This is a genomic window from Thauera sp. 27 (assembly GCF_000310125.2).
Classification (GTDB): Bacteria; Pseudomonadota; Gammaproteobacteria; order Burkholderiales; family Rhodocyclaceae; genus Thauera; species Thauera mechernichensis.
On record NZ_AMXB01000004.1, the window covers coordinates 1 to 23662 of the forward strand.

19 protein-coding genes are annotated in these 23662 nt (G+C 64.8%); 14 read left to right on the top strand and 5 right to left on the bottom strand.

Translation table 11 applies throughout. From position 1 onward, the window contains the following. The first annotated feature begins 314 nt into the window (after positions 1-314). From B447_RS02660 to B447_RS02725, 14 genes are all read left to right on the top strand, one after another. Positions 315-629, top strand: a complete 315-nt coding sequence (locus tag B447_RS02660; protein WP_002926836.1) for a metal-sulfur cluster assembly factor — start codon at positions 315-317, stop codon at positions 627-629. Beyond that, positions 626-1747, top strand: a complete 1122-nt coding sequence (locus B447_RS02665; protein WP_002936210.1) for a hypothetical protein — start codon at positions 626-628, stop codon at positions 1745-1747. Before B447_RS02660 ends, B447_RS02665 begins: the two co-directional genes overlap by 4 nt. A gap of 166 nt (positions 1748-1913) precedes the next feature. After that, on the top strand, positions 1914-3026 hold the full coding sequence (locus B447_RS02670; RefSeq protein ID WP_002936212.1) for a glycosyltransferase family 4 protein: 1113 nt from the start codon (positions 1914-1916) through the stop codon (positions 3024-3026). 455 nt (positions 3027-3481) lie between these two features. Next, positions 3482-4945, top strand: coding sequence for a lipopolysaccharide biosynthesis protein (locus B447_RS02675; protein WP_002936213.1), 1464 nt, complete (start codon positions 3482-3484; stop codon positions 4943-4945). Positions 4946-4948: 3 nt separating this feature from the next. Further along, positions 4949-6937 (top strand): hypothetical protein, encoded by a 1989-nt coding sequence (locus tag B447_RS02680; protein ID WP_232431458.1) that lies wholly within the window; start codon positions 4949-4951, stop codon positions 6935-6937. Beyond that, positions 6934-8010: a glycosyltransferase WbsX family protein gene (locus B447_RS02685; RefSeq protein WP_002936218.1), complete on the top strand. Its 1077-nt coding sequence runs from the start codon at positions 6934-6936 to the stop codon at positions 8008-8010. The genes B447_RS02680 and B447_RS02685 overlap by 4 nt, the downstream gene beginning before the upstream one ends. Position 8011: 1 nt before the next feature. Next, positions 8012-9865: an asparagine synthase (glutamine-hydrolyzing) gene (gene asnB / locus B447_RS02690; RefSeq protein WP_002936221.1), complete on the top strand. Its 1854-nt coding sequence runs from the start codon at positions 8012-8014 to the stop codon at positions 9863-9865. A 93-nt stretch (positions 9866-9958) separates the two neighbouring features. Then, on the top strand, positions 9959-10873 hold the full coding sequence (locus B447_RS02695; protein ID WP_002936223.1) for a glycosyltransferase: 915 nt from the start codon (positions 9959-9961) through the stop codon (positions 10871-10873). Then, on the top strand, positions 10870-11865 hold the full coding sequence (locus tag B447_RS02700; RefSeq protein ID WP_002936225.1) for a hypothetical protein: 996 nt from the start codon (positions 10870-10872) through the stop codon (positions 11863-11865). Before B447_RS02695 ends, B447_RS02700 begins: the two co-directional genes overlap by 4 nt. Beyond that, on the top strand, positions 11859-12671 hold the full coding sequence (locus B447_RS02705) for a polysaccharide deacetylase family protein (protein ID WP_002936227.1): 813 nt from the start codon (positions 11859-11861) through the stop codon (positions 12669-12671). The genes B447_RS02700 and B447_RS02705 overlap by 7 nt, the downstream gene beginning before the upstream one ends. 9 nt (positions 12672-12680) lie before the next feature. After that, positions 12681-13604: a glycosyltransferase family 2 protein gene (locus B447_RS02710; protein ID WP_002936228.1), complete on the top strand. Its 924-nt coding sequence runs from the start codon at positions 12681-12683 to the stop codon at positions 13602-13604. A gap of 45 nt (positions 13605-13649) precedes the next feature. Further along, entirely contained in the window at positions 13650-14612 is a 963-nt protein-coding gene (locus tag B447_RS02715; RefSeq protein WP_002926851.1) for a sulfotransferase family protein, read from the top strand. Then, positions 14596-15498, top strand: a complete 903-nt coding sequence (locus B447_RS02720) for a glycosyltransferase family 2 protein (RefSeq protein ID WP_002936229.1) — start codon at positions 14596-14598, stop codon at positions 15496-15498. Before B447_RS02715 ends, B447_RS02720 begins: the two co-directional genes overlap by 17 nt. Beyond that, on the top strand, positions 15495-18650 hold the full coding sequence (locus B447_RS02725) for a sulfatase-like hydrolase/transferase (RefSeq protein ID WP_002936230.1): 3156 nt from the start codon (positions 15495-15497) through the stop codon (positions 18648-18650). The genes B447_RS02720 and B447_RS02725 overlap by 4 nt, the downstream gene beginning before the upstream one ends. Before the next feature lie 45 nt (positions 18651-18695). On the opposite strand, the gene B447_RS02730 is transcribed toward B447_RS02725, so the two are convergent. Genes B447_RS02730 through B447_RS02750 form a run of 5 tightly spaced genes read right to left on the bottom strand, consistent with a single transcriptional unit; the run spans position 18696 to position 23661 of the window. Further along, positions 18696-20333, bottom strand: a complete 1638-nt coding sequence (locus tag B447_RS02730; protein WP_002936231.1) for a hypothetical protein — start codon at positions 20331-20333, stop codon at positions 18696-18698. 35 nt (positions 20334-20368) lie between these two features. Then, on the bottom strand, positions 20369-21493 hold the full coding sequence (gene rffA / locus B447_RS02735) for a dTDP-4-amino-4,6-dideoxygalactose transaminase (protein WP_002936232.1): 1125 nt from the start codon (positions 21491-21493) through the stop codon (positions 20369-20371). Beyond that, a complete protein-coding gene (locus B447_RS02740; RefSeq protein ID WP_002936233.1) occupies positions 21490-21909 on the bottom strand; it encodes a GtrA family protein in 420 nt (139 codons plus the stop codon). The genes rffA and B447_RS02740 overlap by 4 nt, the downstream gene beginning before the upstream one ends. After that, entirely contained in the window at positions 21906-22709 is an 804-nt protein-coding gene (locus B447_RS02745) for a GNAT family N-acetyltransferase (RefSeq protein WP_002936234.1), read from the bottom strand. Before B447_RS02745 ends, B447_RS02740 begins: the two co-directional genes overlap by 4 nt. Beyond that, positions 22693-23661, bottom strand: a complete 969-nt coding sequence (locus B447_RS02750; RefSeq protein ID WP_002936235.1) for a glycosyltransferase family 2 protein — start codon at positions 23659-23661, stop codon at positions 22693-22695. Before B447_RS02750 ends, B447_RS02745 begins: the two co-directional genes overlap by 17 nt. Between the last annotated feature and the right edge of the window lies 1 nt (position 23662).

Sequence of the window (23662 nt, forward strand, 5' to 3'; positions counted from 1 at the left end):
GCGCCGCTCCCACTGGGGATTGTCGGCCGCAGCGGGGTGCCGTAGGAGCGGCGCCAGCCGCGAGCTTCTCGTCGTCCCGCCCAAGCCCCATCGCCTTCACCCCCTCGCGGCTCGCGCCGCTCCCACTGGGGGGCGAAGCGCGTTGGGCTTGCTGTAGGAGCGGCGCCAGCCGCGAGCTTCTCGTCGCCCCCCCAAGCCGCATCGCCGTCACCCCCTCGCGGCTGGCGCTGCTCGTACGGGGGCTCTCGACAGCCGGCCCCGGGGAAACTGGAAGTACAATAGTGGCTCGATGCGTCCAATGAAGCACCTGCCGAATGACCGCCATGCCCGATCCTGACGCCATCCGCCACGCACTGCGGCGGGTGATCGACCCCGAAGTCGGAATGAACATTGTCGATCTGGGGCTCATCTACCGCATCGAGTGCGGACCGGGAACGGTCCACATCGACATGACCATGACCTCGCCGGCATGTCCGTTGGCCGACGTGATCCTGGACGAGATCGACGCGGTTCTCGATCCGCTGCTGCCGCCCGAGATCGATATTCGCGTCGATGTGGTGTGGGAGCCGCCGTGGAGCCCAGACATGATGGCCTCCGACGCCCGCGACCACTTCGGCTGGAACAGATGACCGCACTGCCGGCGCCGGCGCGCATCCCGCTGCTCATCCTCGGTCTCGCGGCGCTGCTCACGGGCGTGCTCGCCGGACTCGCCCGACTGGGCGTGGACGTTCCCAGTATCGCTGCCACCCAGGCCGGCACGCATGCGGCCTTGATGATCTGCGCGTTCTTCGGCACCGTCATCAGCCTGGAGCGCGCAGTCGCGCTCGACGGGCTGTCGGCCTATCTCGGCCCAGCCGCCGCGGGTACAGGCGGCGTACTGCTCATCGCCGGCGCCCCGCTATGGGTGCCGCAGTCGCTCTTCGTTGGTGCGGCGCTGGTGCTGCTGCTCGGTAGTTTTCAGGTCATGCAGCGTCAGTTTGCGCTCTTCACCGTCATGCTTGCGCTGGGTGCGGTGTGCTGGCTGCTGGGCAATCTGGTGTGGTTCGTCAACGGCGACCTGCAAGGGGCGGTGCCATTCTGGCTGGCCTTCCTGGTCGTTACCATCGCAGGCGAACGCCTGGAGCTCACGCGTTTCCTGCCCGTGCGCCGCGCCGCCGCACCGAGCTTCATCGCCCTTTCGTGCCTGGTCCTCGGCGGCATGCTGTTCACGCCCGTCGAACCGGAGCACGGGCGCATCGCCTTTGCCGCCGGCCTGCTCGCACTGGCGGCATGGCTGCTGCGCTACGACATCGCCCGCCACAACGCGAGTCAGCAAGGCCTCACGCGCTTCATCGCGATCTGCCTGCTGTCGGGCTATGTGTGGCTTGCCACCGGGGCGATTGCCGGGCTGGCTGGCGGCTTCACCCCTGGGCATGCGCTCTACGACGCCGCCATGCATGCCGTAGCGCTGGGCTTCGTGTTTGCCATGGTGTTCGGCCACGCACCAATCATCTTCCCCGCGGTGGTGAAGGTGAAGATTCCCTACCACGCGGCCTTCTACCTGCCGCTGACGCTGCTGCACATCTCGCTCGTCCTGCGCGTGTTCGGCGACGTGGTCGACAGCCTCGCACTGCGCCAGTCGGGCGCAATTGCCAATGCGGCGACGCTGGCGGTGTTCATTGCCACGATGCTGTTAAGCGTGGCGCGCGGAGCATGGCAACCTGCCAGGAGCAAACGCAGCAGGGCGCGCCTCACGCCAGGCGGCTGAGCCTGCCGGCAACGCCAGGGGCGTGAAATCGTTCCACGCCTGCACCACACCATTCGTCTAACCTCGCGGGACATCTGCATGGGCCGGCGTGGTCTTCCACGCTCGACGCCCGGCTCCGAACCATGCGCGACGCAGCATTCGTCCCGCCCGACGACAAGACACGGTGATGCCGGCTCGACAAGAGAAAATCAAGATCTGCTTCGTGACCGGCAGTGCGGGCGACTGGGGCGGCGCCAGCCGTGTGCTGTACACGAATCTTCGCCACATCGACCGCAGCCGCATCGAACCGATCCTGCTGCTGCCGCGTGACGGCCCCATCGTCGCCGAACTGAACCGCCTCGGCCTGCGCCATCACATCTGGGGCAGTCCGACTGAGCCTGGTCAACGGCTCGGCTTCGCACGCAACCTGGTACGCGCGATCAGGCTTTTCCGGCGCGAGAAGGTGCGGCTGGTTCACTTCAATAACCGCCCGTGGCGATCGGCCGAAGCCCTCGCCGCACGTTTGCTTGGCATCCCGATCCTGCTCCATTTCCATGTGGTGAATGAAGCCATCAGCCCGGTGGTGCGCTGGGCAAGAGGCGTAGTCGTGGTGTCCAGGTTCGTGGGCCAGGCCTCGGTGCCTGCGGCCCTGCCCAAGCATGTGGTACACAACCCCGTCGACTTGCAGCGCTTCCGCCTTGGCCGCTCGATACGCGAAGCACAAGGCATCGAAGCAGGTCGAGTCGTGGTGAGCTTTGTCGGGCAGATCCGCGACATCAAGGGCGTGCAGGACTTCATCGCCATGGCACGCCTGATCAAGGCCCCCGATCTCGTCTTCCTGATTGCCGGCGAGTGCCGGGACCCCAAGGTCTTCCCTGGCGCCTACAGCGAGCACGACGTGCAGGGGATGGCCGGGGGCGATCCGCGCATCCGCTACCTCGGCTACATCACGCGGGTCGAAGACGTCTACACGAGTTCCGACATCGTCGTCGTCCCGTCACGCTGGCAGGAGCCCCTGGGGCTGATCGCGATCGAGGCAGGCGCCTGCCGCAAGCCGGTGATCGCGACCCGCGTCGGCGGCCTGCCGGAGATCATCGATGACGGCCGCACGGGCTGTCTGGTGGCCCCGGAATCCCCGCACGAACTGGCCGAGGCCGTCGAGCGCCTCGTTGCCGACCCCGACGCCAGGCATGCGATGGGAGAGGCCGCGTACCTGCGCATCACGCAGCACTTTGCCGAGCAACCCGTCGCTGCATTCGAGGAGGTGCTCGTACGCCATGCGGCAGGCACACTGTCATGACGGCGGAAAGGTCGTCCTCTACGGCGCAGACGCTCGACATCAGCAACCGTGATGCCATAATTCACGGCTGCGTCATGACGATGCGGGCACAATGCGCTCCGCAACATCGGAGCCCTGCATGAATGGCATTACCTCCGTAGAGCAGCTCGTGCAGCCCCATCCGGTCGCATGCAGGCGCTTCAAGCGGCGCTTGCCTGCATGCGTCCGTCACTTTATTGATCCGCAGCGATTCGCAGCTTTTGCCGGCCGCGCAGGCAAGACCGGTTGCGGACGACACCGGAAGCGAGTCCTCACCGAAGAGCGCAGTCGATGATCTCAACCCCAGCGGCACATCTGCATGCCGAAGGCGCCTGCGGGCATATGCGCGCTCGCACTGTCATTGGCGCTGAACAACCACGATACCGAAACTGCATGCTCCTCCCGAACCATTCACCTCGCAACATGCTTCTGGCCTCATGAGCGCCGCAAACTCGATCCGGGCCGGGATCAAGTGGCTGATCACTGGCAGCTTGGGTACGCAGATCCTGCAGTTCGCATTCGGGATCGCGCTTGCACGCCTGCTCGTCCCCGAGGACTTCGGCTTCATCGTCACGATCCAGATCTTTACCGGCTTCGTGGGACTCCTCAGTGGCGGAGGGATGGGACAGGCACTGGTCCAGTCGAAGGATGCGAGCGCGCGGGATTTCGATGTCGTATTCACGGCGCAGTTGGCGGTTGGCGCCCTCATCTTCATTGCGTTCTATTTCGCCGCCCCCTGGTTTGCCACCACCTTCGGAAACCCGTTGTACACGGACCTGGTGCGTGTCTCGGCAATCAGCTTCCTGTTGCGCCCCTTCGTCAATACGCGCGCGAGCGCACTGCATCGTGAGATGCGCTTCAAGGAGCGCTCCCTGATCGGCCTTGTGGTGGGCGTCCTCACGGGACTGGCGAGCATCTGGCTTGCCATTGTGGGCGCAGGTCCGTGGAGCCTGATCCTGTCGGGGATTCTGGGTAGCCTCATCACGCTTGTACTGCTTGACCGCGTCAGCGATCGTCGTCCGCAATTGAGCGTCGACATGGCAGTGGCAAGACGGCTGGGGGCTTATGGCATCAAGGTCTCCCTCAATGACCTTGCCTCGTACTTCACCAAGCAGGCGAGCAACGCCATTATCAGTCGCGTCTCAGGCCCTTCCGCGGTCGGCCTCTTCAACAAGGGCGAAAGCCTGGCCTGGCTGCCATTCTCGACCGTCAGCGGAGCGGTATACGAAGCCGTGTTTCGTGCGATGGCAAAGGCTCAGGACCGTCCGGACGAGGTCAGGTACCTCTTTTACCGCATGATCATGCTGATGGTCGTCTACACCCTGCCGATCTATATCGGCCTGGCCTGGATGGCCGAGCCCTTCATGCACTTCGTCTACGGCGAAAAATGGCTACCTTCGGCCGACCCCTTGCGCATCGTCTCCCTCGCCGGCCTGCTGATCTGTATTGGCCACCCCTGCGGCGCAGTCCTTGCCGCCATGAACCGCCTGGGCAGGGAAGTATGGATCCACGCGAGCCAGGGGCTGCTCGTGGCCGCGGCATGCTACTACGGGCTCCAGGCATGGGGTCTCGTCGGTGCAGCCTGGGGCATTTTTGCTGGAATCGCGTACTCGACCCCGGTCATGTACTACCTGGCCACGCGATGCTTCCAGAGCTCCTTCGCCCACCTTGTCAATGCGCTCGCACCGGGTCTGAAGCTCAATCTGCTGTTCCTCGGCATGCTCGCAGTGGGCCATGCCATCCTGCCTACCGGTTGGCGTGACACCCAGCCGGCCCTCTACATGCTGATTGTCGGAGGCTCCGCCGGGCTGGCCTACGCAGCGGCGTTCCTGTTCATTCCCCTCAACGCGCTTGCAGACGAGAGCCTGCGTTGGCGCCGAACTCTTCGCCTCGCGCGCTAAGGCATGATGAAGTCACTGGATCTCACCCAAGGTTTCGAGACCACCACAAGCGCTCCCACGGTGGCGCTACAAGGAGCCAGCCGCCACATCTGGTCATGTGATGGAATTGAGTTCGTGCGTGACGACTTCCCGCTCGACGGGGCGAGTTGCCTATTTGTACGCGCCCACCCATCCGCCGGCGGCGACGAGCTCCGTATCTTTCTCGGTGGCAAGCACCTCCTGCGCCGCTGCGGCGGTGTTGGTGGCTGGCTGCTGGAACCGGAGACTCAGGACAAAGCCGTATTCTGGCTACCGCGCCTGCCCGCATTACGCACTCTGGACGGCTTCGGCCGTATCACGGCCGAAGCCGATGCCACGCTGACCGACTTCGTCATGAACGACAGTGGTGCTTCGGCGGCTTATCGGCTGCCGGACGAGCAGTCCCTGGATTTCGTCGTATGGCGACTGCAACCGTCGGCCGAGCACACCGCAGACATGGAGTTCTGCACCGCGAGCACGCTCGAGCGCAAGCCGTTCTTCATCTACGCTTCGCACAGCGCCACACGGAGCGCTGCCGACTTCTACTCCCACCTGGTGCACGGCAAGGTGTATGGCGCATGCTGGGCTTGGCCAAAGAAGCTCAAGATCTGCGACGAACTCGACGCCCTGTCGCTTCACATGATCGCCTGCGCACTCGGGCGCAGTACCGGCAAGCGGCTCTACCGCCTGCTACGACGCCAGATCGTCCTCGCCTTGCTCGCCAGGCAGGAGGCAGATGGCAGCTTTCGGCACGGTGAATGGACGGACGAGTACGAGAGTCACAATCGCCTGATCAACGGCGCCGTGCAGTTGCTGGCGAGCGAGTTCGAGATTGCCCCGGAACCAGCCATCGCCGATGCATTGAAACGGATCGCGAATTTCATATCCACACAGGTTGACCAGACCGCAGCCGGCCCATGGTTCCTGCACGACTCTCTCGAACAGTCCGAAGAGGGCATGCGGCACTACCCCCTGAACTGGGAGCGCGGACAATGGTTGGGCAAGTCGACTACCAACCTGCTCATCCTCAATACGCATCTCGACTGCATGCTCGCACTTGCGCGCCATGGCACGGTGTGCGACGACGCGACTTACGACGCGCTCTTCAAATCCGCCGAAGGCAGCCTGCGCACAGTGATGTCCGCACGCCCTGCCGAATGGCTGTTCCGCCGCCTGCTCTCGATCATCAAGCTGTCACTGCTGCCGAAAGCGGAACAGGCGCGCTTGTCTCTCGGCGCACGTGCGCTCAAGCGCTTCGGCTGGAAGTACGTGATCCCGCGCTGGCACCTCATCCGTCGCCGCTTTCCACGCCTGGCGATGCCCGACGGATATATTGAGCGCAGCCTCGGCCAGGCTGATTTCGTACATCGCTACCATGGCGTACACCTGATGGATTTCGAGCGTTTGCTGGCATGCCCGGGGGTGGACGCAAAGGATCCGCAATGGACAGCGATCAGCGACGGGCTGGTTCATTTCGGCGTCACCAGCCGTGTCCCCCTGCTCTGGAAGGAAAGCGAAGCGAGCAAGGACTCCCTGGCATTCTGGGCCGAGGGGCTGTACCGTCGCTGCCTGCGCACGAATGCGGACAGCGACCACGCCTTGCTGGCTGACGCCGTACTGCACCTGCACGATGCCGGCCTCGGGCTGCCACCATCACTGCTTGGTGGCAACGGTGAGATCCTGCCGCCCCATCTCGTCACGCCCACGCCATCCGCCACGGACGAACGCCTGTGGGTGATCAACCTTGGCAATCGGGACGAAGCCAGCCTCCTCGTCGTCAATACGGCCACGACCGCCCTGACGATCGCCTTCGAGCGTGGGCCGGACAGCGGCGTATCCCTGCCTGAGCAAACAATCGCTGCTCGCAACTGGGCACTCCTGCGCGCCTTGTCAGCGCCGACTGCCCGCACGATCGGCAGCACGGCCAACATCGCCCCCTCGAACCCATTCTTGACACCTCCCCAGCCCCAATGAGCAACGCACGCGCAATCGCCTTTCACTTGCCTCAGTACCACCCGACTCCCGAGAACGACGAGTGGTGGGGTAAGGGCTTCACCGAGTGGACGAACACGGCCAAGGCCAAGCCCCTTTACCCTGGGCATTACCAGCCGCACCTGCCTGCCGACCTCGGCTACTACGACCTGCGCCTGCCAGAGGCACGCCATGCCCAGGCCGAGCTCGCTCGCGCCTACGGCATCGAGGGCTTCTGCTACTACCACTACTGGTTTGGCGGACGACGCATCCTGGAGCGCCCGGTCAACGAGATCATCGCCAGTGGCGAGCCGGACCTCCCATTCTGTCTGTGCTGGGCCAACCACAGCTGGAGCAACATCTGGCAGGGCGTCGCCGACCGTATGCTGATCGAGCAGACCTATCCGGGCATGGAGGACCACCGCCGTCACTTCGAATGGCTCTTGGCGGCATTCAACGACCCGCGCTACATCCGCGTCGATGGCAAGCCGATGTTCCTGATCTACAACCCGCCGGATATCCCCGACGTCGCACAGGTGATGGACTACTGGCGCCAGCTCGCCGCACAGTCGGGCTTGCCCGGCCTGCACCTCGTAGCGGTCAACTACCTTGGCTCCCCGGTGGATCCGTCCAGCTTCGGCATGGACGCCTCGACCTGGCAACCGCTGCCGTCCAAGAGCGGCAGCATCCCATGGCGCTACCCCGCGCTCAAGGCGCGCATGCGCATGGCGCGCGGCAAGTACAAACTCACCGTCCTCGACTATGAGCGCATCATGAGCGGACTGACCCGCTCTCGCCTGCCTGACTTCGTCGAATATCCGACCGTGCTGCCCAACTGGGACAACACCCCGCGCTCCGGCCTGAACGGCCTGGTGTTGCATGGGTCGACACCGGCGTTGTTCAAGACCGTCCTGCGCCGCGGTGTCGACCTGGTGCAGGAATACCCGAGCGAACAGCGCATCGTGTTCATCAAGGCGTGGAACGAATGGGCTGAGGGCAACTATCTCGAACCCGACCAACGTTTCGGCCACGGCTACCTGAGTGTCGTCCGCGACGTCCTCACGGAGCAGCGCTGACGTGTGCGGCATCAACGGCATCTTCGCCTATCGCCCAAGCGCGGCTGCGGTAGACCGGGACGAGCTGCTGCGCGTGCGCGAAACGATGACCGCGCGCGGTCCCGACGGCGCTGGGGTTTGGATCGCCGACAACGGCCGGGTCGGACTCGCGCACCGGCGCCTGGCCATCATCGACCTCAGCCCTGCGGGCGCCCAGCCGATGCAGACCGCCGACGGCCTCACGGTCGTCAGCTTCAACGGCGAGATCTACAACTACCCTGAGCTACGCAGCGAGCTCGAGCGCGACGGCGTGCGTTTCGACTCACACTCGGACACCGAGGTATTGCTGCACCTTTACCGCCGCCAGGGTCCGGCGATGGTTGGGCGTCTGCGCGGCATGTTCGCCTTCGCGCTGTGGGATGCGCAGGCGCGCAGCTTGCTGCTCGCGCGCGACCCCCACGGCATCAAACCACTCTATTACGCCGACGACGGCGGTACGCTGCGCTTCGCATCGCAGGTCTCGGCCTTGCTGGCCGGCGATGGCATCGACAAGCGCCCCGAGCCAGCAGGGGCGGTCGGCATGCTGCTGTGGGGCTCCGTTCCGGAACCATTCACGCTCTACCGCGGAGTCCGTCTGCTACCGGCAGGCTCCACACTGCTCGTGACCGATAGGGGCGCCGCCGCACCAGTGCGCTACTGGACCCTGTCTGCAGCCATGGAGCGATCGCTCAAAGCGGCGGCCTCGATCCCCCTTGGCAGCGAAACGGCCTTCATGCGCGAACAGCTCCTCGACAGCGTGCGTGCCCACTTGCTTGCCGATGTGCCAGTAGGGGCCTTCCTGTCCGCCGGGCTCGACTCCTCGACCCTGGTCGGCCTCGCCCGCGAGGCCTCATCTGCCCGCCTGCGCACGCTCACCTTGACCTTTGACGACCTGCAAGGCACGCAACACGACGAGTGCCCGGCCGCGAGCCTGATCGCCCGCCACCTGGACGTCGACCACACCTGCATCGTGCTTTCAGCGGGCGAGCAAGAGGAAGAACTCGACCGCTTCTTCACCGCCATGGACCAACCGACCATCGACGGAATCAACACTTGGTTCGTCAGCCGTGCCGCGCAACAAGCGGGTCTCAAGGTTGCGCTGTCAGGGCTTGGTGGAGACGAACTACTGGGAGGCTACGCAAGCTTCACAGAGGTTCCAAGACTGCGCGCGAGCGCGCAAGGCAGCCCGTGGCGGCACGCCCCCAAGCTCTACCGCAGCATGCACCGCTTGCTCGGAGCCAGGCTAGGCTGGTCAGCCAATGCCGCGGGGATACCCGAATTCGGCACCACGCCCGAGGGGGCCTACCAACTGTCCAAGGGGGTCTTCATGCCCTGGGAGCTGGAGGGCATACTCGGCACGGACATTCTGCGCGAGGGTCTGCGCGCCCTCGCCGAGCACGACGCCGCTTACGCCGAAGCACACACCGGCCTCAATGACTTCGGCCAGGTCGCCTGCCTGGAGTCGGTCCGCTACATGCGCAACCAGTTGCTGCGTGACACCGACTGGGTCAGCATGTCGCACTCGCTCGAGATCCGTGTGCCACTGGTCGACCATGTGCTCAGCGAGAGCCTGCTGGGCCTGGCTGCAAGCGGACGCCTCGGCCCGGGCAAGAGCGCGCTCCCGCGCACACTGTCCTGCGGTCTGCCCACCGAGATACTGAACCGCCCCAAGAGCGGCTTCGTCGTTCCCACCTGGCGTTGGCTGCGCCACCACCCCGGGCTGGACGCATGGAAGTCCGTCCCCGCACTCCGGCAAGCGCGCATGTCGGACAGCCGGCGCTGGGCCTTCACGCTGCTGAGCCGCCACCCGTCAGGCAAGGCACTGCTGCGCAACTGAGCCCTGAAACCGTTCACGCCCCTATTGTCCGCCCCCATGGAAACGACATCCGCTCCGCTCCCGTCCGCCGCCCGCGCCTGCATCAGCGTGGTCATGCCTTGCTACAACGCCGCGCCCTTCGTGCAGGAGGCGGTGGAGTGCGTGATGGGACAAACACACGGCAACGTCGAACTGATCGTGATCGACGACGGATCAACGGATGCGAGCAGGGAAATTCTTCAAGCGCTGGCAACGACTCATGGTCAGCGCATGCGGGTATTGGAGCAGAACCGCAAGGGCCCCTACCCCGCGCGCAACCTTGGCCTGCGCCAGGCCAAGGGAAGCCTGATCGCGTTTCTGGACGCCGACGACTACCTTAGCCCCGACTGCCTCGCAAAGCTTGCCGCCGCCCTCGACGAGGCTGCGGCGGACATCGCCTACTGCGGCTGGCAGAATGTCGGCGAAGGCGCTCCGGGGACGGCACCGCATGTTCCCCCCGACTACGCAAGTCTGGACACTGCGGCCGAGTTCCTGCGCACCTGCCCATGGCCGATCCACGCCGCACTCGTGCGCAGGGCCGCGATCGATGCGGTCGGCGGCTTCTCGGAGCGCTGCTTCTCGGCAATGGACTACGACCTCTGGCTCCGCCTCTATGCGCACACGCAGAAGATCGTGCGCGTACCCGAAGTGATGGCGTTCTACCGCTGGCACAGCGGCGGGCAGATCTCCAAGACGCGCTGGAAGCAGGTCCTCGACGCCCTGCGGGTGCGGCGCGACTTCATCGCTGCACACCCCGACCGTGTCTCCCACATCCCGGTGGCCAAACTCGCCGACCTCACCCAAGGCTACCTGCGCCGCGAGGCCTATCGCGCCTACTGGCGGCGCGACCTCGGCGACGCGCAGGCACTGTTCCGGGCGGCATGGAGTGAAGGCGCATGGCAAGCGAGCGACCTCAAGTACATCCTGCCTGCCGCCCTTCCTGCCCCGCTGTTTCGACATATCGTACGTCTTGCAGGAGGCAACTCTTGAGCGCGGATCCAACGCTTTATCTGATCTTCACGCACGAACGGCCGCGGCAGATCGTGCGCCTGGCACGCGCTATCCGGCAACTGAGCCCGAACGCACTGATCGCGATCCACCATGACCCAGGTGGCGAAGCGCTCGACCAGAGCATGTTCGAGGGCATCGCCGGGATCCACTTCATCCCTGATCCGGTGCGCGGCGAGTGGGGCGCCTTCTCGCAGGTGGAGCAATACCTGCATGGCTTGCGCTGGTGTGCCGCCAATCTCAACTTTGACTGGTGCTGCACGCTGACCGGACTCACATATCCCCTGCAGCCGCTCTCCGAGTTCGAGGCCTTTCTGCAGCGCTCGGAGTACGACGTCTTCATCCACCATTTCGATGCCTTCGATCCGGTGCAGTGGCCGCCGGGCACGGCCGAGCGCCGTTATCTGTTCGCCTACTATCGGCTGCCACGCTTTCCCTACATGCACCGCGTACCACAAACCCTCCAGCGGCTGCTCGAACGTAGCCGGGAGGTCTTCAACAAAGCCCAGCCGCTGTTCCGCATCATTCCCCTGCCACGCAGAGCCCCGACCCGTTTCGGCATCCGCAGGCTGAAGCGCCCGATAGGCAAGGACTTCCTGCTGTGCGGGGGGCGGCAGACTCTCAACCTCAACCGGCGCGCCCTCATGCGCACCCTGGAATTCGTCGACGCCCATCCGGAGTGGACGCAATACTCGCGCAGGGCGTTGCATCCGGACGAATCGTTCTTCGTTTCGATCCTGGCCAACGACAAGGAACTGCGCATCTGCAATGACGTGCTGCGCTACATCAAATGGCCTAAGCTGCATGCTGCCAGCGGCGCCACGATCGACACCGACGAGGTCGAACAAGCACTGCGCTCGGGCGCACCGTTCGGGCTCAAGTTCGATGAGCTCGCAGCACCCGATGCACTCGCCGTGATCGATGCCCGCCTCGGCATCGCTCCAGACTCCAACCCCGCACATCCCCCATGCTGAACACGACCATGACGTCCCCCGCCCAACGCGTCCCGGTCCTGATGTACCACCGCATCGGCGCCGCACACAACGACTGGGAGCGCAAGTATTGCGTGAGCCCGGAGACCTTCGCTGCGCAAATGGAGGCGCTTGCACGCGCCGGATGGAAGGCGGTCTCGATAGAGGACTTCTTTGCCTGGCTGGACGGCACGCGCGACCTCCCGCAGGGGGCGTTCCTGCTCACTTTCGACGACGGTTTCGCCGGCGTGCATGAGCACGCGGCCCCGGTGCTGCGCAGGCTCGAATGGCCGGCAACGGTGTTCCTCGTCAGCGGCCTGATCGGCGAACGCGACGCCTGGTGCGAGAAACACAACCCGGACGGCCATACCTACCCGCTGATGGATCGCGAACAGATCCTCGCGCTGCGCGCTCAGGGCTTCAGTTTCCACTCCCATACGCGCGACCATGCCGACCTTCCAACACTCGACGACGGCGCCTTGCAGGCCCAACTCGCCGGTGCCCGCCACGACCTGGAAACGCTGCTCGGCGAGCCGGTCGACTACCTTGCCTACCCGTATGGGCGCTACGACGAGCGCGTGCTGGAGCAGGCGCAACGTGCCGGCTACCGTGCTGCGTTTTCAGTTCAGCCCGGATTCAACCGTCCCGACGTCCATCGCTTCCGTCTCCGCCGACTCGACGTGTTCGGCACCGACACGCCAGCGATGCTGTGCCGCAAGATCACACTCGGCAGCAACGATGGCCGCCTCATCGCTGCATGGCGTTACAACGCCGACAGGGTCCTGGCCCGGCTCGGCATTCGACACTGACCCGCGATCATGCACCCTTCCCTCCCCTTCATCACGGTCGCGCTGTGCACCCATAACCATGCGGACCGCCTGGAGCGCACGCTCAAGACCCTCGCCGAGCTGCATCCTACCGAGCAGCCATGGGAAATGCTCGTCATCGACAATGGCAGCACGGACGGCACACCGTTGCTTCTCGCAGACAACGGCTGGCATCCTGCCGGTATCGCTGTGCGGGTCGTGCGCGAAGAGCGCCTCGGGCTCTCGAACGCGCGCAATCGGGCACTGCGCGAGGCACGCGGTGAGTACCTGCTGTTCATGGACGACGACGAAACCCCCGACCCGGACTGGCTGTGCGCCTACGAACGCGCAATGCAGGAGTGGCGGCCGGATGCACTCGGCGGCCGCATAGAGGTGTTCTTCGAGGACGGCGTGCGCCCGCCTTGGCTGCAGGACGAGTTGCTCGGCTTCCTCGGCAAGCTCGACCATGGCGCGGCGCGCTGGCTGGATGCTCCCGGCACACCGATCTTCGGCGGCAATTTCGCCTTCCGTCGCAACGTGTTTGGCACCATCGGAGACTTTGACGCCCGTCTCGGGCGCATGGGCAAGGCAAACATCGGCGGCGAGGACACCGAGATCTACCGCCGCCTGCTGGCACACGGCTGCCGGGTGCGCTGGGTGCCGGAGGCGATCATTCACCACCGCATCCAGACGCCCAAGCTGCGCCGCGGCTACTTCCTCGACCTGCATTTCCGCCAGGGGCGCAGCGAAGGCGCGGCCAAGCGCGGAAGCGGCCGGCGCATCCCCCCCCCTTACCTGTTCGCCCAATGGCTGCGTGCAGTCGGTCGCGCAGTCGGGCGCAGGCTGGGCTCAGGCGCTGACCAATCGCTGCGGCTCGAGATGAACGCAGCCTATTTCTGCGGCTTCCTTCTCGGCTGGATACGCGACCGCGGCTGAGTCGTCACCCCCGCCCACCCCGTACACCTGATCGAACCTGCCCCGATGCCCTCACTCAGGCTTCCCCACCTGCACAAACTGCTCGACCCCGAGATCCGCGCCAAGAACGTGCAATGGCTGCGCTGGCGTGCCAGGGAGCATTACTACGCGCTCGCACACCCGGACATGCCCGATCCGGTCTTCGTAATCGGCTGCTCGCGCTCGGGCACCACCATCACCTTCGAGACGCTCGCGGCGGGCGGGCACTTCCTGCACTTCGACTATGAGCTGCCGCAGTTCTGGAACGGACTCTACGGGCCGAATAACAACGGCTGGATCTCGGAGGCGGCAGGCCCCGAGCAGGCCGACCCCGAGCACCGCCAACGTGCGCTCGCCTACTTCTACGCCCGCCTCGGTGCCGGCCCGGTGCTCGACAAGACCTGCATCAACACGCTGCGCGTGGGCTACCTGCACAAGCTCTTCCCGCAGGCAAGGTTCGTGTTCATCCACCGTGACGGGCGCGACAACATCAGCTCGATGATCGACGGCTGGCGCCTGGGCCGCAGCGACGGCGGTTTCGGCCTGGAGAAGTTCTTCGGCCCCTCACCCGTGCCTGTAGCGATCAATGATGGAGAGTTCAGCGAATGGCATTTCTTCCTCCCGCCCGGCTGGCGTGACTACAACCAGGCCAGCCTCGAGGAGGTTTGCGCATTCCAGTGGCTCAGTGCCAACCGGCTCGCCCTCGATGCGGCACGCGACGTGCCGGCTGCGCAGTGGGTACAGGTGCGCTACGAGGATATCTTCGAGCACCCGGTCGAGATGTTCCGCTCCGTGTTCGAGCGCCTGGACCTGCCCTTCGATGCACGCATGCAAGCGCATTGCGCCAACCTCTCCGGGCGTCCGACGAGCATCGTGAAGGGTGCGCCGAAGAGGCAGAAGTGGAAGGAGAGCAACCCTCGGGCGATCGAGCGCATCCTGCCGACCATCGCTCCACTCATGTGCGAACTGGGCTATGCAATCGACGACTGAACCGACGGTCAGCGTCGTCATCCCTGCCTTCAATGCGGCGTGGTGCATCCGGCACGCGATCGACAGCGTGCTGGCGCAGAGCTTCCCGGACTTCGAGTTGATCGTCGTCGACGACGGCAGCACCGACGACACGTCCGAGATCCTGCGCAGCTACGGCGATGCGCTGCTTGTCGTATCACAGCCGAACGGCGGCATGAGCAGTGCGCGCAATGCCGGCATCCGCAACGCACGCGGACGCTACCTCGCCTTCCTTGATGCGGACGATCGCTGGTTGCCAGCCAAGCTCGAGCGCCAGGTCGCGCTACTGGACAACCGGCCCGAACTTGCGTTCTGCGCGGCCACCGCAACCCTCGAGGCTCCCGACGGTCAGGTGGTCGGCGCCTGGGCCTGCCAGGGCAATGGCACCGCCTCGGTCACCGAGGTCTTCGCCGCCCACGCGCTGATTGCTGGCGGCGCCTCATCGGTGCTGGCGCGGCGCGAACTCGTACAAGCGCTCGGCGGCTTCGACGAGACCCTGTTCGGTGCGGAGGATACAGACCTGTGGATCCGCCTCGCTGCACGTGGCGGCTTTGCATGCATTCCCGAAGCCCTGGTGGTGGTCCTCAAGCGTCCGGGCAGCGTCAGCCGGAACCGCAAGCGAATGCGCGCGGGCGCACTGGCGATGACGCGCAAGAACCGCCACCTCCTGCCAGCCAACAAGCGCGGCGCCTACTGGCGCGCACTCTACGCAGGCACCTTGTGCGACTACGCCAAGTGGGCGTGCCGCGAGGGAGATCGTGGCGCAGCACTCGCCGATCTTGCACGCGCCCTCATGCTCGCCCCCCTGAGCCATGGGAGACTGGTGGCGGGGATCACCCTGGCCTTGATCACCGGAGCGAGACTGTGAAACCTGAACGCCCCGCGCCGAACACCCTCACCATCCTGATCTGCACCCACAACAGGGTGGATCTGCTCTCTCGCGTCATCGCATCGCTGGATGGCGCAGCACAGCCCGCGGGATGGCGGATCCGCCTGTTCGTGGTCGCCAACGCCTGCTCTGATGGCACGCATGCGTTTCTGACGGCTCGCGGCGCACACCCCGACGGCGGCCTGCCGCTCACCTGGGTCGCGGAGCCTACGCCAGGCAAGTCTCACGCGCTGAACCGTGCGCTCCCTCTGCTCGAGGACGAACTGGTGGCCTTTGTGGACGACGACCACCGGGTGGACGCGAGCTATCTGGAGGCGATCACCGGAGCAGCAAGCAGTTGGCCGGAGGCCGACCTCTTCTGTGGCCGTATCGTCCCCGACTGGGACGGCACCGAGCCCGCCTGGGTGCACGACGAGGGCCCCTACCGAATCTACCCGTTACCCGTACCGCGCTACGACCAGGGCCAGGATGACTTCGCAATCGATGTCGACGGCCCCATCCCCGGCGGAGGCAATCTGGTCGCACGCCTGGCGGTGATCGCACGGACTGGCCCGTTCGCAATCGAACTCGGCCCTACCGGGCACGACCTTGGCGGCTCGGAGGACGCAGACTGGATCCTGCGCGCACTGCGCAACGGTACGCGTCTGCATTACGTGCCCGCAATCCTCCAGTACCACTATGTGGACAGCGAGCGGCTGACCCTCTCGTATGTGGCGCGCAAGGGTTTCCAGCGTTCGCAGTCGGTCACGCGCGTCCGTGCGGAATTCGAACGCGTACCGCGCTACATGTGGCGCAAGGCCGCAGGCTACGCCGCCGGTCTCGCGCTGTCGTGGCGTCTGCAGGCACGCCGCTTCTACTTGGTCCGGCTGTCGTCCGCGCTGGGCGAGATCTCGGGCATCCGCGACCAGCACCGGCGGCGGCGCAAACGGGCGGCGCTGCCGATGCTCGGTGCCGAATACCTGTCGGCCAGCCTGTTGGCGATCGCCGCCACCGCGCTCGCCCTGGCGGCGATGCTGGGGCGGGACTGGCTGGGCGAGGCTGCATTCGCATCCGGACTCGTTGGTGCCTTCACTGCAGCGCTGCTCGTGGTCAAGTCGGTGCGCGATTTCTCGCGCACCGGCCCCGGGCTGCGCGACGAGATCGTCAACCGCTACCGCAACTACATCGTCTTCGCGCTCGCACGCCTGGCATTTGCGTCACTTTGTGTTGCGGCATTCTGGGCTTTCCCCGGCGCGGCGCTCTGGATCAGCGCGGCCGAAGCCATGGGGCGCGAACCGCCACTGTGGTCGACCGCAGCCGGGGGCGCGCTGACCCTTGCGCTCGCGACAGTGTATGCCGGCTGCCGGGCACTTTCGCTGAACCCAGGGCTGGTCATCGCGTCCTGGCAGTACCGCACCGTGCGCATCCATCGCCTGTGGCGAGCACTGTCCCGCCGCGGCCTGGACCTGATCGCCCGCATCGTGCTGTTTTCCGGCATCGCCTTGGTAAGCGCGCTTGCCGTGCTGCGCTACCACCAGGACAGTGCGGCCGACGCCGGCACCCTGCTGCTCGCCGCATGCGGCTACATCGCACTTCTGCTCTATGCAATCTGGGAGCCGGACGGCGCTCACGCGCGCACGACGGCGTCAAGCGGGCGACGAAACGTGGTGATGATCGGCAGCGACACCCTGCGTGCAGACCGCATCGGCGCACAGCGCGACGGAGTCTCGATCACGCCCCACATCGACGCGCTCGCCGCACAGGGGGCGCTGTTCAGCGCCTGTTACGTTCCCTGCGCCCGCACCGCCCCCAGCCTGATCTCCCTGTTCACGGGGACCTGGCCCCACCACCATGGCGTACGCGACAACTATGTTACGGAGGCCGAGACGCGACTCAAGGACAAGACACTGCCCAACGTGTTGCGAGCCCTCGGATATCGCACCGCGGCGGTCTCGGATTGGTGCGGGGCCGACCTGGGCAAGTTCGACTTCGGCTTCGACATCACGGACCTGCCCGCCGACCAATGGAACCTGAAGTATCTGGTCCGCCAGGGTCCAAAGGACATTCGACTGTTTCTGTCACTGTTCCTGCACAACCGCCTCGGCCGTCAGTTGCTTCCCGAGATCCACTACCTTGGCGGCGTTCCCCAGACCGGCATGCTCGGCCGCCGTGCGCGCCGCACTCTGACGAGGCTTGCCAACACCAGCGAACCCTTCCTGCTCAACATCTTCTACTCCACCACCCACCCGCCGTTCGCGTCCGAGCACCCCTACTACACGCGGTTCTCCGACCCAGCCTATTCCGGCGCATCGAAATTTGCCATGGCTCGCCTGACCGAGCCGTTCGAGATCATCCGCCGTCAGGGCGAACCTCGTGAGGAGTTCGACCTCGACCAGATCCTCGACCTCTATGACGGTTGCGTCGCACAGTTCGACGACGAGGTCGGACGTCTGATGCGACAGATCGAGGCCAGCGGGCTCGCCGAGAACACCGTCATCGTCCTCTACAGTGACCACGGCATGGAGTTCTTCGAGCATGGCACCTGGGGACAGGGCAACTCGGCGCTCGGCGACTTCAGTGCGCGAGTACCGCTGGTCGTCGTTGACACCAAGCAAGCGCGTGGGCAGCGCATCGACCAGGTCGTACGCAGCGTCGACATCATGCCAACCCTGCTCGAACTGCTCGACGCGCCCTCCGTTGGCTGCGATGGCGTCTCGCTCGTGCCGACCATCGCCGACCCGGCCACTGACCTGCACCTGAAGGCGTTCAACGAGACCGGGATATGGATTGCGCCTGTACCTGGGCTCCCCGAAGGCCATCTCAGCTACCCTAACCTGCTCGAACTACTCGACATTCCCGACCCCGACTCGGGTAGCCTCGCCATCCGGGCGCACTACCAGCAAGAGGTCGTGGTGGCAAAGGACCGCATGGTACGCGACGGCCCCTGGAAACTCGTCTACCAGCCGCTGGAGTCCGGTCGCAAGCTCAGCCTCTACAACGTCGCAGCCGACCCGGGATGCACGAGTGACGTGGCGGCGAAGTATCCCGAGGAAGTCGTGCGGCTTTGGGGCGAACTGCACGCCTGGATGGCAAACGACCCGGCCCTTCGGGAAGATCAACGCCTGGAGTTGGATCCTGCCGAAGCGGGCTGAGAGCAGGCTCGGGCCACAGCCCCCTTTCGCATCCGCGGCGGGGGGTCAGCGACCAAGGTGCTCGAGCACGAAACCGCCCGCCCGCAAACGCTCGGTAGCGCCCAGCAAGGGCGCGACCTGATCGCGCCTCAGATTGAATACACGCCCTGCCTCCACTGCTGCAGGCAACGCGGATTCTCCTGCAAAGCCAGTGCAGAAGCGGACCGGTTCATCAGGGCGGTCAAGCTTGTGCTCGCAGGCGCCCGGATTGGTGGGATCCCCTACAAGCGCAAGGCGTGCATCACTCGAGTAGGATGGTCCGAAGAAGCGAATCAGGTTGAGGTACTCCTGCTGTACCGTCACGCCGCGCAGCAGAACCGTCGGCACGGCCTGCGCATCGAAAACGTGCGCGCTGATCACTGCCATCGCCTGCGGCTGGTAATCGATGCGCTCGTACTTCGGCACGAGCATGGCAGCACCGAGTCGCTGGAGACGCCACACACCCGGCTGCTCGACCAGCCAACCGTAGACGGGCGGCCGCACGATCAAGAGCAGCACCAAGGTGGCACCTAGCATCCCGCGCCGCATCGGCGTGCGCCAGCCTCCAAACACCCAGCACCATCCAAGCGCAGACAGCAGAACCAGCGGTGGCACCAGACCGATCAACATTCGCGTCTGCACCTCGGAGCCTGCCGCGACCAACCACCAGGAAGGAAGCCCTGCAAGCAGGAGCCATAGCCCGCCAAAGCGCACCAGGGGCGATCTGACGAACAAGGCAAGGGCGAGCGCAGCGCCAAGCCATAGCATGCCACCGACCACGAATACGAGATTCAACGGATGCACTCCGCTCCTGGCTCTGTCCACCAGGCTGCCCGCAAACTCGAGGTAGTGGCGCGGGTCCGCCAGAGGATGGAAAAACCAGGCGTAGAGTGCATAACCGAGCAGCGCCACCGCGCCCGCGATGACGTAGCAGCGTAGCAGCATCTGGCGTGCTGGCTGCGCCGGTGCGAACGCCAGGAAGGCGAGCATGAATGCCAACCATGCCCAGACGCTCTCCACCCGGACCATGTAACCCAGCACGGCGAGCACGCCCGAGACCGCCGCCAGCATCACGGCGCCCGTGCTTACGGCCGCCAGCAGCGCCCACACCGCCGCCCCCCCCAGGCCGAAGCTGATGACCTCGCTGACAAGATTGCCACTCAGGTAGGCGTAGATATCCGAAAGAACGAAGAGGAGCGCAGAGAAGCACAGGCCAAGCCCGAGCCGTTCATCCGGCTCGATCAGTCTCCCCGCAAGCAGGGCAACCCGGCACCACGCGAACAAGCCAAGCGGCATCGCGATGACAAACAGCCAATGCGCGGCGAGAACCGCGTTCGCCGTGCTCCCGAGCACATCGACAAGCACGCCCAGGATCGCGATGTGGCCCAGGCGACTGGCCCGCCAGTAGGCCTCCGAATAGCCCTCATCCTCTGGCCAGTTTCCCGCGATCTGGGCGACGATCTGCCTGGAACTCGCAGCAATGTCATTAACATACGGCGTCTCGGCGAAACGCTTGGCTTGGTATAGATAGATCGGTGAGTCCCAGTGCACATCCCCGAGCGGAGTGCGGGCGAACGCGACGATCACGACTGCGCCCACGAGCGCCAGCCAGAGCAGGCGCTTGAAAAGATGGCCACCGGACCCATCCGCAAGATGCGATCGCACATCCTGCGCACAGCCGGATCTCTGGGGTGAGCGCTTCAAAGCGCGGCGAGGACCTGGTCGATGATCCCGGCCTGCTCGTCCTCCATGCCCAACCATACGGGAAGGCGGACCAGCCGCTTGGCGACATCCTCGGTCACCGCCAAAATGCCGTGCGGTCGCCCGAAGCGGCGACCCGCCGGCGCATCATGCAGGGGGATGTAGTGGAACACGCAGTGAATGCCCAAGCGGCGCAGGCGCTCGATGAAGGCGGTGCGTACGTCCAGCTCGGGCAGCAGCAGGTAATACATGTGGGCATTGTGTGCGCAGTGAGGAGGGACCACCGGGCGCCGGAGGCGACCCTGGCGCTCGGCTTCGGCGAAGCCATGATGGTAGGTCTCCCAAATGCCCAGCCGGCGCCGGGTGATGCTGTCGGCTTCCTCCATCTGAGCCCACAGGAAGGCCGCAATCAGCTCCCCCGGGAGGTAGGATGAGCCGATGTCGACCCAGGTGTACTTGTCGACCTGGCCACGGAAGAACTGCGAACGGTTGGTGCCTTTCTCGCGCACGATCTCGGCTCGCGCGGCGTGATGCACCGAATTGACGAGCAGTGCCCCCCCTTCCCCGGAAATGATGTTCTTGGTCTCATGAAAGGACAACGCCCCCATGTCGCCTATACCACCCAGCGGTCGGCCCTTGTAGCTCGCCATGACCGCCTGTGCAGCATCCTCGATCACCAGGAGCTCATGGCGGCGGGCGATATCGATGATCGCATCCATCTCGCAGCCGACACCTGCGTAATGGACAGGGACTATCGCCCGCGTGCGCGCCGTGATGGCTGCCTCGATGAGTTGCTCATCGATGTTCAGGGTGTCGGCGCGAACATCGACGAAAACAGGTACGGCCCCACGCAACACGAACGCGTTGGCCGTCGAAACGAAGGTGTAAGAGGGCATGATGACCTCATCACCAGGCTGAAGATCGGCCAGGATGGCGGCCATCTCCAGCGCTGCAGTGCATGAATGGGTCAACAAGGCCTTGGAAGCGCCGGTGCGAGCCTCGAGCCAGCGCGAACACAGGCCGGTGAAGCGCCCATCGCCAGCGAGGTGTCCATTGGCATGTGCCTGGGCGATGTACCAAAGTTCCTTGCCCGTCATGTGGGGCTTGTTGAAGGGGATGTTCATGGCAGTGGCCCGGTCGTTTGCGCGGAGACGGTCAGCGGTCTGAAGACCCAGTACTTCTGCAGCAGGAACATCAACATCGCCAACCCGAGGATGAACAGCCCCTGGACGATCTGGTGCGGATATCCGAGTACGTCCACGAATACCAGCAAACCGCCGAGATTCATCACATAGCCGAGTGCATAGGATATGGCGTAGCGAACGAAGGCAGTGCCCCGCACACCCCCATGGGCAAACGACCAACGCTTGTTGAAGCCAAAGGTCTGCACGACGCCCAGGACATAGAGCAGCGTCATTGCGCGCTTGGCCTCGACACCCAGGGCAGTGAGCCCAAGATATGCGAGGTAAAGAATTGCGTTCGACACCAGGCCTACCGTGGCATAACGAAGAAACTGGCGCAGTGCGACACGACCGCTCATGCGCTGCGCACCCAGTGGAAGGTCATCGATGGCGCGGGGAACACGAAACCTAACCGCGCGTATAGGTTCAGCACACGGTGGTTCCGCGCGACGATACTGGTACGCACCCGACGCGCCCCATCCTTGAACGCCTGATGCATCATCTGCCGCCAGGCTCGCAGCCCATAGCCCATGCCTTGCCGTGCTGGTGAGACAGCATTCAAGTGCCAGTAGCAGGTACCGTCGACGAGCATCTCGACGACAAAGAACGCCACCAGGTCCCCAGCCTCTCTAAGCGCATACAGGCGCTGCGAAGGATGCTCCAGGCAGTTGCGTACCCAGTTCTGGTAACGCAGGTCACCCAGACCGGACGGCAGTCTGGGATCCATGTGGAAACGCTCGCAGCCAAAGGCGGTGCCAGCCAGTTCGACGATCGCCGGAAGATCACGTGCCGATGCAAGGACAAGTTCGAGCCCCCTCTCATCGCCTGTCTGCGTCCATTCCGAGCAGACGAATTCGGGCTGGTAGACCATCTCGATGAAGCGAAAACCGATCTCTTCGAGCAGCATGGACTCGCGCAAGCGATCGTGCGCCAGGCGGCAACTTGCCAACTCAACGCCACCCGCCTCGCATGCGACGACGAAAGGTGCGAGATCGTCCGCTCTTGCACCGAGGTCGGCCTCGATCCGCGAAATCTGCACCACAGGATGACCAAGTACCACCGTATCCCACGGCGCCTCCGCCCAGGCGAGGCGAAGCGGGCCGGCAGTGATCTCCCCATGCAGAAGAGCAGATCCGCGCGACTCACTCACGTTGGCCACAGCCGCCCTCCGTATCGGCAGGCATGCGCGTCGACGACATCAGCGCGTAGGGCGGGCGCTCCATCGAACGAAAATGCATTCTCGCCAGATATTCGCCAAAGATCCCGAGCGCAAAGAGCTGGACCCCCGAGAATATGGCGATGATCGATGCGAGGAAAGGGAAGCCTGGTACCGCGCTGCCATCGACCAGATAACGCAGCAGCACATAGAAGAGCACGAGAAAGCCCAAGGCGCCGAAGGCAATTCCCAGCACGCTTGCGATCTGAAGCGGCAACACCGAAAAGCCCGTCATCATGTTGAGTGCATGATTGAAGAGCTTCCTCAGCGTATAGCCCGAGTCACCGATGGCCCGCTCATCCTGCCGAACCTGTACGGCAGCGAATCGCGTGGTACCCCAGGTCAACAACACGTCGATATTGACCGATGGGCTTCGATAGGCGGCGAACGCCTCGCGCAGACGAGTCCGAAAGACCCGAAACGCACTCACCTTGCTGGCCGACTCCACCCCCATCGCCCCCTGCAGCGCAAGCTTGGTGATCCGGGAAGCCTGGTCGCGCAGAAAACCGTGCGTCTCGGCCTGAGGCGCACCGTACACGACGTCATGGCCCTCATTCAGCTTGGCAAGTAAGCGCGGAATCTCCTCAGGGGGGTTCTGCAGATCGTCATCAAGGGTGACGATGCACTCGCCGCGTGCGGCCCGGATACCACATAACAGGGCGTTGTGCTGGCCGTAGTTGCGCGCAAGGCGCAAACCCAGCACCCTGGCGTCCGCGGCGGCAAGCGCCTCAATGACAGCCCAGGAATCGTCGCCACCACAATCCTCAACGAAGAGGATCTCGAAGGTCTCTCCCAGCTCTTCGAGAACAACCAGCAGGCGTCGATGAAGGTGCGGCAGCGTCTCCTGTGAGCGATAGACCGGAACGACCACCGAGATTCGAATCGGAACGCTCATC

Excerpts from the sequence above, each read along its gene's own strand:
- B447_RS02660 (WP_002926836.1), top strand. The coding sequence starts at position 315 with ATGACCGCCATGCCCGATCCTGACGCCATCCGCCACGCACTGCGGCGG.
- B447_RS02665 (WP_002936210.1), top strand. The coding sequence starts at position 626 with ATGACCGCACTGCCGGCGCCGGCGCGCATCCCGCTGCTCATCCTCGGT.
- B447_RS02670 (WP_002936212.1), top strand. The coding sequence starts at position 1,914 with ATGCCGGCTCGACAAGAGAAAATCAAGATCTGCTTCGTGACCGGCAGT.
- B447_RS02675 (WP_002936213.1), top strand. The coding sequence starts at position 3,482 with ATGAGCGCCGCAAACTCGATCCGGGCCGGGATCAAGTGGCTGATCACT.
- B447_RS02680 (WP_232431458.1), top strand. The coding sequence starts at position 4,949 with ATGATGAAGTCACTGGATCTCACCCAAGGTTTCGAGACCACCACAAGC.
- B447_RS02685 (WP_002936218.1), top strand. The coding sequence starts at position 6,934 with ATGAGCAACGCACGCGCAATCGCCTTTCACTTGCCTCAGTACCACCCG.
- B447_RS02695 (WP_002936223.1), top strand. The coding sequence starts at position 9,959 with ATGCCTTGCTACAACGCCGCGCCCTTCGTGCAGGAGGCGGTGGAGTGC.
- B447_RS02705 (WP_002936227.1), top strand. The coding sequence starts at position 11,859 with ATGCTGAACACGACCATGACGTCCCCCGCCCAACGCGTCCCGGTCCTG.
- B447_RS02710 (WP_002936228.1), top strand. The coding sequence starts at position 12,681 with ATGCACCCTTCCCTCCCCTTCATCACGGTCGCGCTGTGCACCCATAAC.
- B447_RS02715 (WP_002926851.1), top strand. The coding sequence starts at position 13,650 with ATGCCCTCACTCAGGCTTCCCCACCTGCACAAACTGCTCGACCCCGAG.
- B447_RS02720 (WP_002936229.1), top strand. The coding sequence starts at position 14,596 with ATGCAATCGACGACTGAACCGACGGTCAGCGTCGTCATCCCTGCCTTC.
- rffA (WP_002936232.1), bottom strand. The coding sequence starts at position 21,493 with ATGAACATCCCCTTCAACAAGCCCCACATGACGGGCAAGGAACTTTGG.
- B447_RS02740 (WP_002936233.1), bottom strand. The coding sequence starts at position 21,909 with ATGAGCGGTCGTGTCGCACTGCGCCAGTTTCTTCGTTATGCCACGGTA.
- B447_RS02750 (WP_002936235.1), bottom strand. The coding sequence starts at position 23,661 with ATGAGCGTTCCGATTCGAATCTCGGTGGTCGTTCCGGTCTATCGCTCA.